This window comes from Actinomycetospora sp. CA-053990 (assembly GCF_050948445.1).
Lineage (GTDB): Bacteria > Actinomycetota > Actinomycetes > Mycobacteriales > Pseudonocardiaceae > Actinomycetospora > Actinomycetospora callitridis.
The window spans coordinates 1,397,721-1,411,657 of sequence record NZ_CP192043.1 but is presented as its reverse complement, the minus strand read 5'-3'; the positions used below and the strand labels follow the sequence as shown (position 1 = coordinate 1,411,657).

13 protein-coding genes are annotated in these 13,937 nt (G+C 73.3%); 4 read left to right on the top strand and 9 right to left on the bottom strand.

Translation table 11 applies throughout. The features are described 5' to 3' along the window. Window positions 1-36 precede the first annotated feature (36 nt). Window positions 37-243, top strand: coding sequence for a hypothetical protein (locus ACQPYN_RS07295; RefSeq protein ID WP_433035193.1), 207 nt, complete (start codon window positions 37-39; stop codon window positions 241-243). Window positions 244-345: 102 nt separating this feature from the next. Continuing rightward, window positions 346-1,143 (top strand): IclR family transcriptional regulator, encoded by a 798-nt coding sequence (locus tag ACQPYN_RS07290; RefSeq protein ID WP_433035190.1) that lies wholly within the window; start codon window positions 346-348, stop codon window positions 1,141-1,143. 16 nt (window positions 1,144-1,159) lie between these two features. On the opposite strand, the gene purU is transcribed toward ACQPYN_RS07290, so the two are convergent. Together purU and ACQPYN_RS07280 are read right to left on the bottom strand one after the other, a co-directional pair. Next, window positions 1,160-2,002, bottom strand: a complete 843-nt coding sequence (gene purU, locus ACQPYN_RS07285; protein ID WP_433035187.1) for a formyltetrahydrofolate deformylase — start codon at window positions 2,000-2,002, stop codon at window positions 1,160-1,162. A gap of 22 nt (window positions 2,003-2,024) precedes the next feature. Next, window positions 2,025-3,389: an L-serine ammonia-lyase gene (locus ACQPYN_RS07280; protein WP_433035184.1), complete on the bottom strand. Its 1,365-nt coding sequence runs from the start codon at window positions 3,387-3,389 to the stop codon at window positions 2,025-2,027. 99 nt (window positions 3,390-3,488) lie between these two features. Between ACQPYN_RS07280 and ACQPYN_RS07275 the strand changes: the two genes are divergently transcribed. Beyond that, a complete protein-coding gene (locus ACQPYN_RS07275; protein ID WP_328310212.1) occupies window positions 3,489-4,163 on the top strand; it encodes a GntR family transcriptional regulator in 675 nt (224 codons plus the stop codon). 49 nt (window positions 4,164-4,212) lie between these two features. Here ACQPYN_RS07275 and ACQPYN_RS07270 read toward each other — a convergent pair whose 3' ends face one another. From ACQPYN_RS07270 to glyA, 7 genes are read right to left on the bottom strand one after another with little or no spacing between them, the layout of a single operon-like run. Further along, window positions 4,213-4,725 (bottom strand): cyclodeaminase/cyclohydrolase family protein, encoded by a 513-nt coding sequence (locus ACQPYN_RS07270; protein ID WP_433035180.1) that lies wholly within the window; start codon window positions 4,723-4,725, stop codon window positions 4,213-4,215. A gap of 33 nt (window positions 4,726-4,758) precedes the next feature. Next, on the bottom strand, window positions 4,759-7,221 hold the full coding sequence (locus ACQPYN_RS07265) for a GcvT family protein (protein ID WP_433035177.1): 2,463 nt from the start codon (window positions 7,219-7,221) through the stop codon (window positions 4,759-4,761). A gap of 28 nt (window positions 7,222-7,249) precedes the next feature. Next, window positions 7,250-7,891, bottom strand: a complete 642-nt coding sequence (locus tag ACQPYN_RS07260; protein ID WP_433035174.1) for a sarcosine oxidase subunit gamma — start codon at window positions 7,889-7,891, stop codon at window positions 7,250-7,252. Next, window positions 7,884-10,670: a 2Fe-2S iron-sulfur cluster-binding protein gene (locus ACQPYN_RS07255; RefSeq protein ID WP_433035171.1), complete on the bottom strand. Its 2,787-nt coding sequence runs from the start codon at window positions 10,668-10,670 to the stop codon at window positions 7,884-7,886. The genes ACQPYN_RS07260 and ACQPYN_RS07255 overlap by 8 nt, the downstream gene beginning before the upstream one ends. Next, entirely contained in the window at window positions 10,667-10,966 is a 300-nt protein-coding gene (locus ACQPYN_RS07250) for a sarcosine oxidase subunit delta (RefSeq protein WP_274192898.1), read from the bottom strand. The genes ACQPYN_RS07255 and ACQPYN_RS07250 overlap by 4 nt, the downstream gene beginning before the upstream one ends. 8 nt (window positions 10,967-10,974) lie before the next feature. Continuing rightward, on the bottom strand, window positions 10,975-12,243 hold the full coding sequence (locus tag ACQPYN_RS07245) for a sarcosine oxidase subunit beta family protein (RefSeq protein WP_433035168.1): 1,269 nt from the start codon (window positions 12,241-12,243) through the stop codon (window positions 10,975-10,977). After that, window positions 12,240-13,544, bottom strand: a complete 1,305-nt coding sequence (gene glyA, locus ACQPYN_RS07240; RefSeq protein WP_433035165.1) for a serine hydroxymethyltransferase — start codon at window positions 13,542-13,544, stop codon at window positions 12,240-12,242. Before glyA ends, ACQPYN_RS07245 begins: the two co-directional genes overlap by 4 nt. 112 nt (window positions 13,545-13,656) lie before the next feature. Between glyA and ACQPYN_RS07235 the strand changes: the two genes are divergently transcribed. Further along, window positions 13,657-13,920 (top strand): hypothetical protein, encoded by a 264-nt coding sequence (locus tag ACQPYN_RS07235; protein ID WP_433035162.1) that lies wholly within the window; start codon window positions 13,657-13,659, stop codon window positions 13,918-13,920. Window positions 13,921-13,937 lie beyond the last annotated feature (17 nt).

Here is a 13,937-nt window from a genome sequence, read left to right as displayed (position 1 = left end):
CACCACCCTGACCAGCACCGACACGAGGACCACACCATGCACCCTGTCTCCCCCGGGAGCCCCTCCGACGACGCCGACCCGCTCGCGACCGCGGCGGGCCCGGCGCGCTACCGCGACGCGTTCGCCGTGGCCGACGAGCTCGCCGTGCACGGCAGCGACTGCGTCTGCCCGACCTGCGCCGGCCGTCTCACCGGCCTGCTGAGCGAGCTCGCACAGGCCATCCGGCGCGACTCGACCGACTGAACGCATTTCCCGGTATTCCACCGCGAATTGCGGAGAAAGGTCGGCCCACCCACCGACGAATGCGGTGACCGCGCTCCACCTACTGTCAGGTAGCATACGATGATGTCTGCGACGCGGGGACCGGAGGAATCCACGGAGAAGGCGTCCTCGGTCCAATCGGTCGACCGCGCGATCTCGATCCTGGAACTCGTGGCCACCCGCGGCGAGGTCGGGATCACCGAGATCGCCGAGGAGCTCGACGTCCACAAGTCGACGGCGTCGCGCCTCGTCGCCGCGCTGCAGCACCGCAACCTGCTCGAGCAGCTCTCCGAGCGGGGGAAGTACACCCTGAGCTTCGGCATCGTGCGGCTCGCGGCGGCCACCACGGCCCGCCTCGACGTGGCGCGGCTCGGCCAGCCGATCTGCCAGCGCCTCGCGGAGAGCCTGGGCGAGACCGTCAACATCGCCGTCCACGACGGCGAGGCCGGCATCACGGTCGCCCAGGAGGACGGCACGGCCGCCATCACGTCGCAGAACTGGGTGGGCCGCCGGACGCCCCTGCACGCCTCGTCCGCGGGCAAGGTGCTGCTCGCGTGGATGACCGAGGACGAGCGGCGCCAGGTGCTGCGCAAGAAGCTCACCCGGTTCACCGACGACACCATCGTCACCGCCGCCGACCTGCGCGCCGAGCTCGCCCGCGTGCTCGACGAGGGCCACGCCCGCTCGTTCGAGGAGCTCGAGGTCGGGATGCACGCCGTCGGCGTGCCGGTCTTCTCCTTCGACGGCACCGTCGGCTCGGCCCTGAGCGCCACCGGCCCGGCCTACCGGCTCCCGCGCCGCCGGGCCCGCGCGATCGTGGGCGAGCTCCGGGAGGGCGCGGCCGAGCTGTCCGCGAAGCTCGGGTACCGGGGCGAGACCTAGCTAGCGGAGGACCCCTCTAGCGGAACACGACCGTGCGGTGCCCGTCCACGAGCACCCGCCGCTGGCAGTGCCAGCGCACGGCCCGCGAGAGCGCCAGCGCCTCGGCGTCGCGCCCCACGGTCTGCAGGGCCTCGGGGTCGTAGGAGTGGTCGATGCGGACCACCTCCTGCTCGATGATCGGCCCCTCGTCGAGGTCCGGGGTGACGTAGTGCGCGGTCGCCCCGACGAGCTTCACCCCGCGGTCGTAGGCCTGGTGGTAGGGCTTCGCGCCCACGAAGCCGGGCAGGAACGAGTGGTGGATGTTGATGGCCCGCCCGCGCAGGGCCACACAGGTGCGGTCGGACAGGATCTGCATGTAGCGGGCGAGCACGACGAGCTCGACGTCGAGGTCGTCGACGAGGGCGAGCAGCTCGGCCTCGGCGTCCGCCTTCGTCGCCGGGGACACGGGCACGTGGAAGAACGGCAGGCCGGCGGACTCGGCCATGGCGCGCAGGTCCTCGTGGTTGGACACGACGCCCACCAGGTCGCCGTCGAGGCTGCCGGTGCGCCAGCGGAAGATCAGGTCGTTCAGGCAGTGTCCCGACCTCGACACCATGACCAGCACCCGCACGTCGCGGCGCGGGTGGAACGCGTACTCCATCCCGAACGCGGCGGCGACGTCGGCGAAGCCCGCGGCCAGCGTGTCGAGCTCGGTGTCGGTCGACGCCCGGGTGCGCATGAACAGGCGCCCGCTCACGGGGTCGTCGAACTGCTGGTGCTCGACGATGTCGCAGCCGTAGGCGCCGAGGTGGCTGCTCACGGCCTGCACGATGCCGGCCCGGTTCGGGCAGCTCAGGGTCAGGACGAACGGATCGGTCACGGGGTCCTCGTTCGGTTCGGGATCAGCACTCGATGACGTTGAGAGCCAGCCCGCCGCGGGCGGTCTCCTTGTACTTGACCGACATGTCGGCGCCGGTCTCCCGCATGGTCTTGATCGCCTTGTCGAGCGAGACGTGGTGGACGCCGTCGCCGCGCCGGGCCATGCGCGCGGCGGTGATGGCCTTGACCGACGCGACGGCGTTGCGCTCGATGCAGGGGATCTGGACCAGGCCGCCGACCGGGTCGCAGGTCAGCCCCAGGTTGTGCTCGATCCCGATCTCGGCGGCGTTCTCGACCTGCTCGGGGGAACAGCCCAGGAGCTCGGCGAACCCGCCCGCGGCCATCGAGCACGCCGAGCCGACCTCGCCCTGGCACCCGACCTCGGCGCCGGAGATCGACGCGTTCCTCTTGAACAGCAGCCCGATCGCGCCGGCGGTGAGCAGGAAGCGCACGACGGCGTCGTCGTCGAACCCGCGGACGGTGCTTGCCGCGTGGTGCAGGACCGCGGGCACGATGCCGGCGGCGCCGTTGGTGGGGGCGGTGACCACCCGGCCGCCGGCGGCGTTCTCCTCGTTGACGGCCAGGGCGTAGAGGGTGACGCGGTCCATCGGTTCCGCGGCGTCGACCTCCTCGTCGAGGTGGCGCCGCAGCTCGGGGGCGCGCCGGCGCACGCGCAGACCCCCGGGCAGCACCCCGCCGGTGGTCGACCCGCGCTCGACGCACTCGCGCATCACCGACCAGAGGTGCAGCAGGCCCGCGCGGGTCTCCGGCTCGGGGCGCCGGACGGCCTCGTTCGCGAGCATCACGTCGCTGATCCGCAGGCCGTGCTCGCGGGCGCGGGCGACCAGCTCGTCCCCGGAGTCGAAGGGGTGGGGCACGGGCGTCGGGTCCTCGCGGAGCACGGGCTCGCCCGTCTCGTCCTCGTCGAGGACGAAGCCGCCGCCGACCGAGTAGTACTCGCGGCGGTCGACGGGACGGCCCACGGCGTCGAGGGCGAGGAACACCATGCCGTTGCTGTGGAAGGACAGCCGGCCCCGGCGGTGGAGCACGACGTCGTCGTCGACCGAGAACGCCACGGTGTGCTTGCCGCCGAGGGCGATCCGCCCCCCGGACCGCACGGCCGAGACGATCGGTTCCGCCTCCACCGGGTCGACGAGGTGGGGCTGCTCGCCGGACAGGCCGAGGACGACGGCGGGCACGCTGCCGTGGCCGTGCCCGGTCGCGCCCAGGGACCCGAACAGCTCGCAGCGCACCGACGCGACACGCTCGAGGAGGCCCGTGTCGTGCAGCCGCGAGACGAACAGGAAGGCGGCGCGCATCGGGCCCACGGTGTGCGAGCTGGACGGGCCGATCCCGACCTTGAACAGGTCGAACACCGAGATGGCCATGGAGCACCCCTGACGATCGCAGGGCGGTTGAGGTCAAACTAGTATATCAGTTATGGCTCCAGACCAGAAGAGTTGCTCCATCTGTTGTAGGCTCCGCCCGTGAGCGTCCTCAGCGATGAGCAGGAGACCGGTCCGCCCCTGTCGCTCTCCGAGCGCGCCTACACGGCGATCCAGGACAAATTGATCATGCTGGAGATCCCACCCATGGCGCCGATCGACGAGGTCGCCCTGGTGGAGTCGCTGGAGGTGGGGCGCACGCCGGTGCGCGAGGCGCTCAAGCGCCTCGAGGTCGACCGGCTGGTCGTCTCCTACCCCCGGCGCGGGACCTTCGCGACGGCCGTGGACATCACGGACCTGGCCTACATCTCCGACATCCGCGTCCAGCTCGAGCCGCTGGCGGCGCGCCGCGCGGCCGAGAACGCCGCGACGTCCACCGCGCTGCGTGCGGAGCTCGAGGACCTCGCCGACGCCACCGACGCGCTCGACATCCCCGAGCTGACCCGCGACGAGCTCATGCGCTGGGACCTGCGGGTGCACCGTTCGGTCTACCGCGCGGCCGGCAACCCGCATCTCGAGGACACCCTCGTGCGCTACGACAACCTGGCCACCCGGATCTTCTGCATCTTCCTCGACCGCATGTCCGACTTCGTCTCCCACGTCGAGGAGCACGCGGGCCTGCTCCGCGCGATCGCCGAGGGCGACGCCGACGGCGCGGCCCGCAAGGCTCGCCACCACGTGCAGGGCTTCGAGAAGGCGATCCGGGCCGTCATCTGACCCGTGAGCGAAGTTCCCGGCTATAGCCGGGAACTTCGCTCACGTGGGGTCAGCGCAGGATCTGCTCGCGGACGACGGCGGTCAGCTTCGCGGCGCGCAGGACGAGGTCGTCGACGGGCTCGATCGCCGTGAGGAGCCGCTCCCGCTCGCCGGGATCGGTGATCCCGACCAGGTCCACCTCCACGTCGACCCGGGCGGTGCCCGCCGCGGCGCGCACCGCCTCGGCCGCCGCCGCGAGGTCGGCGACCGCCGTGCGGCGGGCCACCGGGCGGATCGCCTCCGCCAGGGTCAGGACCTGCGCGGAGACGGCGATGACCTCCGTGGAGAACCGTCCCGGTCCCGCGGGCCCGGTGCCGTCGACGTCGCCGGCGGCCAGGGCCAGCGCGGTCTCGCGGAGCTCGTCGGCCCGCTCCGGCGAGGACACGACCCCGCTGTCGCGCGCGACCTTGGCGGCGAGCGCCGCCCCCTGGGCCGCGTGGAGCGCAGCGCCGGTCCGGCCGCCCGGAGCAGGGCTCCGGGCGGCCAGGGACTCCGGGAAGTGCTCGACCGTCTCAGTGCGCACGCGACGCCTCTCTGACGAAGGACCCGCCGGGGATCAGCGCCGGATGCGCGCCATCTCCGGGTCGACGAGCGGCTCGGCGGCCACCGTCGCGCGGACGGGTTGCCCGAAATACTCGATCGACACCGAGGTGCCGACCTCCAGCCCGGCGGGCAGCCACGCGTAGGCCACGGGACGGCCGATGGTGTGCCCGAAGGCCGCCGAGGTGACGTAGCCGGCGGGGACGCCGTCGACGAGCACCGGCTCGTGGCCGACCACCACGCTGCGCCCGTCGTCGACGGTCAGGCAGGTCAGGGAGCGGGTCGGCGCGGCGCGGCCCTCGAGGGCGGCCCGGCCGACGAAGTCGCCCTTGGTCTGCGGCCGCACCGCGAAGCCGACCCCGGCCTCGTAGGGGTCGTGCTCGCTGGTCATGTCCGTGCCCCAGCTGCGGTAGCCCTTCTCCAGGCGCAGGCTGTTGAACGCCGCCCGGCCCGCGGCCACGACGCCGAGCGGCTGCCCGGCCCGCCACAGGACGTCCCAGAGCCGCTGCCCGTACTCCGCGGACGTGTAGATCTCCCAGCCGAGCTCGCCGACGTACGACAGGCGCATCGCCGTCACCGGGATGCCGCCGATCTGCCCCTGCACGCAGCGGAAGTACGTCAACCCCTCGTGCGAGAGGTCGGTCGAGGTCAGCGGCTGCACGAGGTCCCGTGCGAGCGGACCCCAGACGCCGACGCAGCAGGTGCCGCCGGTGACGTCGCGGACGGACACGTCGTCCTCGCCGGCCGCCTCCTGCTGGAGGTGGTGCACGTCGAGCGGGCCGTTGGCGCCGACCTGGAAGTGGTCGGGACCGAGGCGGGCGACCGTGAGGTCGCTGCGGATGCCGCCGGCCTCGTCGAGGGCGAGCGTGTAGGTGACCGCCCCGACGGACTTGTCCATCTTCCCCGTGGTGAGCCGGTCGAGGAACGCCAGCGCGCCGGCGCCGCACACCTCGATACGGGTCAGCGGGGTCATGTCGTACATCGCCACCGCGGTGCGCGTCTTCCACGCCTCGGCCGCGACGATCGGCGAGTCGAACATCCCCGACCAGGGGTCGCGGGCCACCGGCGCCCACTCGGGCGGCAGGTCGGCGACGAGCGGGGCGTTGGCCTCGTACCAGTGCGGGCGCTCCCAGCCGTGGGACTCGAGGAACACCGCCCCGAGCTCCTTCTGACGGGCGTGGAACGGGCTCACCCGCAGGTCGCGGGGCGCGAGGCGCGGCTGGAGCGGGTGCACGATGTCGTAGATCTCGACGAAGTTCTGCTGCGCGGTCGCCGAGACGTAGTCGTCGGCGGTCTGGAACTCCTCGAAGCGGTGCACCGAGCAGCCGTGCAGGTCGATCTCGCTGCGCCCGTCGACCAGGAGCTGCGCGACGCTGCGGGCGACCCCGGCGGAGTGGGTCACCCACACCGCCTCGGCGATCCAGAAGCCCGCGACGTCCGTCGACTCCCCGATCAGCGGCCCGCCGTCCGGGGTGAACGAGAAGATGCCGTTGAAGCCGGTGTCGACCTTGGTGTCCTGCAGCGACGGAAGCAGCAGCCGGCTCTGCTCCCACTGGGCCGCGAAGTCGTCCTCGGTGAACGGCAGCATCGAGGGCTGGCGCGCCTCGCTGACGTCGTCGACCTCGGGGAGCTCGTGCAGCGACACGGGCATCGGGCGGTGGGCGTAGGAGCCGATGCCGATGCGGTCGTTGTGCTCGCGGTAGTACAGGTCCTGGTCCTGGTGACGCAGGATCGGCAGCCGCGCCTCGCTCGCCTCGTCGCCCAGGCCCACCAGCTCGGGCACCTGACCGGTGAACACGTACTGGTGCGCCAGCGGCAGCAGCGGCACGCGCATGCCGACCATGTCGCCGATCGCCTGCCCCCAGAAGCCGGCGCAGGAGACGACGATGTCGGCCGGGACCTCGCCGTGGTCGGTCTGCACGCCGGTGACGCGCCCGCCGACCTGGGAGATGCCGGTGACCCGCGTGGAGCCGCGGAAGGTCGCCCCGCGGGACTCCGCCCGTCGGATGAGCGCGGTGACCGCGCGCGCGGCCTTGGCCAGCCCGTCGGTGGGGGTGTGGAGACCGCCGAGGATGCGCTCGGGGTCGATCAGCGGGTGGCGGCGGACGCACTCGTCGACGTCGACGACCTCGGCGGGGATGCCCCGTGCGGTGGCCCAGCCCTGCTTGCGGTGCAGGTCGGCGAGGCGCTCGGCGGTGGTGGCGACCTCGAGCCCGCCGACCTGGTTGAAGCACCAGGCGCCGTCGACCTCCAGCCCGAGGAACTTCTCGACGGTGTACGACGCGAACGCGCTCATCGTCCGCGACGCGTTGGTCTGGAACACCAGGCCGGGGGCGTGGGACGTCGAGCCGCCGGTGAGCGGCAGCGGTCCCTGGTCGAGGACGGTGACGTCGGTCCAGCCGCGCTCGGTGAGCTCGTCGGCGAGGTTCGCGCCGACGATCCCGGCTCCGATGACGACGACGCGGGGGGTGGTGCTCATGGCGTCTCTTTTCGAGGTCGCGGGGGTGTCAGGAGCGGAATTCCTGCGCCGCGTCGACGAGCCAGTCGACGACGTATCCGGCGAAGGAGGGACGGACGAACAGCTGGAGGTCGTCGGCGCCCCGTGCGTCGACACCGAGGGCGACGAGCAGGACGCCCGCCTGGCCGAGCAGGGTCTGGGCGCAGCGCCCGCGCGGGAACGACCTGGGGCGCAGGTCGATCGCGCATCCGGAGGCGAGCAGCCGGCGGGCCGAGGCGCCCCGCACCCGCACCGTCGTGCGCTGCGCGGACACGTCGAGCGCCGTGCCGCCGAAGGGGGCGGCGGCCTCGTCGAGGCCGAACTCCCAGTCCTCGGGCCGGGCGGCCGCACTCGTCAGCAGCCACTCGTCGGGGCCGAGACGCAGTGCCTGCCCTGACGGGATCTGGGCCTGCCCGGCGACGAGCTCGGTCCAGGTGTCGGGTTGCGCAGGCAGCGGGCCGCCGGCCACCTCCGCGACAGCGGCGGGCCCGGGGCCCGCGGGGTCGAGTCGCAGGTCGACAGCCGCGACCGGCGCCTCGAGCTCGAGGGCCACGCCGTCGAGCTCCGCGGAGAGCTCCGCCAGCTGCGTGCGCCGCGACTCGAGCGGGTGCCGGACGAGCATGACGGTGCCGAGCATGGAGGTGTCAGCCATCGCGGCGCGCTCCTTCGGGGTCGACCAGCACGGTCTCGCCGATCAGTGCGGGCACCAGCTCACCCGCGACGGGGACGCCGACGACCTCGCCGATGCGCTCCCGCCCGCCCTTGACCAGGGCGAGCGCGAACGGGCGGTCGAGGGCGGCGCTGTGGTAGCTCGAGGTGACGTGCCCGAGCATCGGGACGGGCGGCGCGGGCAGCCGTCCGTCGTCGGCGAAGCGCACGATCTGCGAGCCCTCGGGCAGCTTCGTCGCGGCGTCGGTCGGCAGGAGCGACACCAGCTGCTTGCGCAGCGGGTCCTGGTTCTGGGCCCGGGTGAAGGAGCGCCGGCCGATGAAGTCGGGCTTCTTCTTCGACACCGCCCAGGCCATGCCGAGGTCGTGCGGGGAGACCGTGCCGTCGGTGTCCTGCCCGATGATCGGGTAGCCCTTCTCGGCCCGCAGGACGTGCATCGTCTCGGTGCCGTAGGGCGTGATCCCGTGGGCGCGGCCGGCCTCGACCAGGCGGGCCCACACCGCCGGCGCGTACCACGCGCTCACGCTGACCTCGAAGGCCAGCTCGCCCGAGAACGAGATCCGGGCCAGCCGCACGGGCACCCCGTCGAGGGCGGTGTCGTGCCAGGTCATGAAGCCGAAGGCGTCGTTCGAGACGTCCAAGCCATCAGGACCGTCGGCGAAGACCGCGCCGACCACGTCGCGGGAGCGGGGACCCGCCACCGCGAAGATCGACCACTGCTCGGTGACCGACGTCAGCCGCACCCGCAGCTCCGGCCACTCGGTCTGGAGCCACTCCTCCATCCAGTCGAGGACGGCGGCGGCGTTGCCGGTGGTGGTGGTGACGAGGAAGCGGTCGTCGGCCAGGCGCAGGACGGTGCCGTCGTCGAAGACCATGCCGTCGTTGCCGCACATGACGCCGTAGCGCACGCGCCCGACCTTCAGGCTCGACATCATGTTCGTGTAGAGCCGGTCGAGCAGGACCGCCGCGTCGGGCCCCCGCACGTCGATCTTGCCGAGCGTGGAGGCGTCCATGATGCCGACCGAGGTCCGCACGGCGGCGCACTCGCGCAGCACCGCGTCGGTCATGTTCTCCCCGGGGTGCGGGTAGTGCCGCGCGCGCTTCCACTGCCCGACGTCCTCGAACTCCGCGCCGGCCGCGACGTGCCAGTCGTGGATCGGGGTGGTGCGCACGGGGTCGAAGAGGTCGCCGCGCTCCCGCCCGGCCAGCGCGGCGAACGCGACCGGCGTGTAGGGCGGCCGGAACGTGGTCGTCCCGAGGTCCTCGACGGGCCGGCCCAGGAGCTCCGCGGTGATGCCGGAGGCGATCACGCCGGAGGTCTTGCCCTGGTCGTGCGCGGTACCGATCGTCGTGTAGCGCTTCACGTGCTCCACCGACGTCATCCCGGCGCCGACGGCGCGGGCGATGTCGGCGACCGTGGCGTCGCGCTGGATGTCGACGAACTGGCGGGCGGGGTCGCCGTCGGTGCGCCAGAGCACCGTCGTCGGGTCGCGGGGCTCGTCGTCCGCCTGCGGGGCACCACCCGGGCCGCCCGCCTGGCGCAGGATGTCCGCCAGGCCGAAGGTGCCGTCGGCGGCGCCGACCACCTCGACGCCCGGACGGGGCGCGGCGGGGCGGAAGGCACCCAGCGACGGGTCGTAGGCCAGCCGGCCGCCGACGTGGCTGAACAGGTGCGCGGTGGGGTTCCAGCCGCCGCTGGTCAGCAGCAGGTCGCAGGGCACCTCGCGGCGCTCGGGGCCGACGAGGGCGGCGGTGATGCGGTCGGGTCCCCGGGTGCCGTGCACGTGGGTGCCCGACGTGACGGCGATGCCGCGGTCCGCGCAGCGCCGGGACCAGAGCGCGGGGGCCGTCGGGCGGGCGTCGAGCACCTGGACCGAAGCGCCGGCGTCGTGCAGGTCGACCGCGGTGGCGTACGCGGCGTCGTCGCTGGTGAAGACGACGACCTCGCGGCCGGCGAGCACGCCGTACCGGTGCAGGAAGTCCCGCGCCGACGCGGCGAGCATGACGCCGGGGCGGTCGTTGTCCTCGAGCACGATCGGGCGCTCGATCGCACCGGCCGCGACTACGATCCGGGCGGCGCGGATGCGGTGCACCCGCTGGCGCGAGCGCCGCGCGAGGCCGCCGTCGTCGGTGTGGGAGGTGCGCCGTTCGAGGGCCAGCACGAAGCCGTCGTCGTAGTGCCCGAAGGCCGTCGTGCGCTGGAGGTGCGTGACGTTCGGCGATGCCGTGAGCTCGGCGACGATCTCGTCGACGACCTCCAGGGAGGGGCGGCCGTCGATCGTCTCGGTGCCGGTGAGCGTGCCGCCGGCGGCGGGGCGGTCGTCGACGAGGACGACGTCGTCGCCGCGACGGGCCGCGGCGCGGGCGGCGACGAGCCCGGCCGGGCCGGCGCCGACCACCAGGACGTCGCAGTGGGTGTGCAGGCGGTCGTAGCGGGCGAGGTCGGGGACCTCGGAGAGCCGGCCCTGCCCGTTCACGCCGCGGGCGACGAGCCCGTCGGTGGCCTCGATGGTCGTGGCCAGCAGCATCGGCTCGGGGAACGGCTCCTCGACCTGCACCAGGCCCGTCGGGTCCTCGGTCCACGAGGCGCCGATGCCGCGGGGGCGTCCCAGCTTGACCCCGGTGCTGGCCGGACGGGCGTCGTGCGCGAGGAGTACCGAGGCCAGCGAGTCGCCGGGGTGGCCCGTGTAGGCGGTGCCGTCCACGGTGACCGTGACGTGGCGGCTGCGGTCGATGCGGCCGTAGCCCTCGATCCGGCTCATGGGGTGGCCTCCGGGAGGACGGACGTGCGCGCGGTCGTGGCGGAGAGGGGCCCGACGGAGAGGAACTCGTAGGTCCGGGTGTCGCGGACGGCGCCGAACCAGCGGCGGCACCCCGCGCTGTGGACCCAGCGCTCGGCGAACGGGCCCTTCGGGTTGTCGCGGAAGAAGACGAAGCGGGCCCACTGCTCGTCGGACAGCGACGCGGGGTCGGCCGGGTAGGCGACGGCGGCCTGGCCGCCGTAGGAGAACTCGATCTCCTCGCGGGGGCCGCACCAGGGGCAGGCGATGAGCTGCATCGGGACTCCTAATGGGCCACGGCGGCGGCGCCGTGCTCGTCGACGAGGGCCCCGGTGACGAAGCGGTCGAGGCCGAAGGGCGCGATGAGTGGGTGGGGACGGCCGTGGGCGACGGTGTCGGCGAACGCCGCACCCAGGCCCGGGGTGGCCTTGAAGCCGCCGGTCCCCCAGCCGCAGTTGAGGAAGACGTTCTCGTAGGGCGTGGCGCCGACGATCGGGCTCGCGTCCGGCGTGACGTCGACGACGCCGGCCCAGCTGCGCAGCAGGTGGGCCCGGGCGAACACCGGGAAGAGCTCGACCGCGGCCGCCATCTGGCGCTCGATGATGTGGAACGCGCCCCGCTGGCCGTAGCCGTTGTAGGTGTCCACGCCCGCGCCCATCACCAGCTCGCCCTTGTGGGCCTGGGAGACGTACACGTGCACGGCGTTCGACATGACGATCGTCGGGTGCACGGGCTCGAGGAGCTCCGAGACCAGCGCCTGCAGCGGGTGGGACTGCAGCGGGGCGGGCACGCCGAGCATGTCCAGCAGCACCGAGGTGTGGCCGGCCGCGCAGAGCGCGACCGTGCCCGCGGCGATGTCGCCGCGGGTCGTGCGCACGCCGGTGACGCGGTCGCCGCCTGGTCCTCCCGTCACGAAGCCCGTGACCTCGCAGTTCTCGATGATGTCGATGCCGGCATCGCTCGCCCGGCGCGCGAAGCCCCACGCGACGTAGTCGTGCTTCGCGATCCCCGCGCGGGCCTGGAACGTCGCGCCCTGGACCGGGTAGCGGATGTCGCCCGAGACGTTGACGATCGGGCAGACCTTCGCGACCTCGTCGGGGTCGAGCCACTCGGCGTCGATCCCGTTGAGCTTGTTGGCCTCGACGCGGCGCACCGAGTCGCGCACGTCCTGCTCGGTGTGCGCGAGGTTGAGCACCCCGCGCTGGCTGAACAGGATCGGGTAGCCGAGGTCCTCCTCGAGGCCCTCCCAGAGCTTGAGCGCGTGCTCGTAGATGCCGGCCGACTCGTCCCAGAGGTAGTTCGAGCGGATCAGCGTGGTGTTGCGGGCCATGTTCCCGCCGGCCAGCCACCCCTTCTCGAGCACGGCGACGTTCGTGATGCCGAGCTTCGCGAGGTAGTGGGCGGTGGCCAGGCCGTGCCCGCCGCCACCGACGATGACGACGTCGTAGGACTTCTTCGGCTCGGCGCTGCGCCAGAGGGACTCGGGGTGCTCGGGCAGGTCGGCGCCCGGCGGGGTGGGCGCGGTCGTGGGTGCGGTCGTGCCTGCGTGCGTCATGCCGGCAGCTCCGGGTAGAGGGGGTGGCGGTCGGCGAGGGCGGCGACGCGGTCGGCGAGGGCGTCCAGCTCGGACTCCGTCACCTGCGGTCGCAGGGCCCGGGCGATGACGTCGGCGACGGCGGCGAAGTCGTCGTCGCCGAAGCCGCGGGCCGCGAGGGCGGCGGTGCCGATGCGGACGCCGGAGCTGACCATCGGCGGGCGGGGGTCGAAGGGCACCGCGTTGCGGTTGACCGTGATGCCGACGCGGTGCAGCCGGTCCTCGGCCTGCTTCCCGTCGAGGTCGGAGTCGCGCAGGTCGACGAGCACCAGGTGGACGTCGGTGCCGCCGGAGACGACGCCGATGCCGTCCTCGGCCACCAGGCGCTCCGCGAGCAGGCGGGCACCGGCGAGCGTGCGCACCTGGCGCTCGCGGAACTCGGGCTCCGCGGCCAGCTTGAACGCGACGGCCTTGGCGGCGATCACGTGCTCGAGCGGCCCGCCCTGCTGGCCGGGGAAGACGCTCGAGTTCAGCTTCTTGGCGAGCTCCCGGGTGCCCGCCAGGATCACCCCGCCGCGGGGGCCGCCGAGGGTCTTGTGGGTGGTCGAGGTGACGACGTGCGCGTGCGGCACCGGCGAGGGGTGCAGGCCCGCGGCGACGAGGCCGGCGAAGTGGGCCATGTCGACCATGAGCCAGGCGCCGACCGCGTCGGCGATCCGGCGGAACTCCGCGAAGTCCTGCTGCCGCGGGTAGGCCGACCAGCCGGCGATGATCAGGGCCGGGCGGCGCTCGTGGGCGAGGCGCTCGACCTCGGCCATGTCGACGCGGTGGTCGTCGGCGCGCACGTGGTAGGCGGCGACGTCGTAGAGGCGCCCCGAGAAGTTCAGGTGCATCCCGTGCGTGAGGTGGCCGCCGTGGGCCAGGTCCAGCCCGAGGATCGTGTCACCGGGCGTCAGCAGCGCGGCCATGACCGCGGCGTTGGCCTGGGCCCCGGAGTGGGGCTGGACGTTGGCGTACTCGGCCCCGAACAGCGCCTTGAGCCGGTCGATCGCGAGCTGCTCGATGACGTCGACGTGCTCGCAGCCGCCGTAGTAGCGCCGGCCCGGGTAGCCCTCGGCGTACTTGTTGGTCAGAACCGAGCCCTGCGCCTCCATCACCGCCTGCGGCGCGAAGTTCTCGCTCGCGATCATCTCGAGCGTCCGGTGCTGACGGCTCCGCTCGTCGGCGATCCGGGCGTGCACCTCGGGATCCGCCTGCGCGAGCGACCGGTCGAGGACCGACGCGACGGGCGTCCGACCCTCGGGGGCGATTGTGACCGACATCCGCGATCCTCATCGTAGCCAACTGATATATCTGCTGGCGATGACTGTAGACACAGCAGGTCGGCAGGGTCAACACTCGTGTCGTCGCCGACGACAGGACGGAGGTCAGGGGATGACGACGGAGACATCGGGGGACCCGAGGGTCGCGGCCGGGAGCGCCGCCGACTGGTGGGAGGCCGGATTCGAGATGGGCCGCCTCGACCAGCAGCTCGCCGCGCGACTGCTGCCGGACCGGGTCGGGCTGACGATCCGGCGGGTCAACCGCGGCGGCGCCGAGGTGATCGCCCGGCGGCGCGGCTACGCGCTGCACGTCCAGGAGGTCGAGGAGCCCGGCGCCCTGTGGGCGGAGTTCTGGCCGGTGGACGAGCGCCCCTGAGGGCCCCGGCCCGTCGG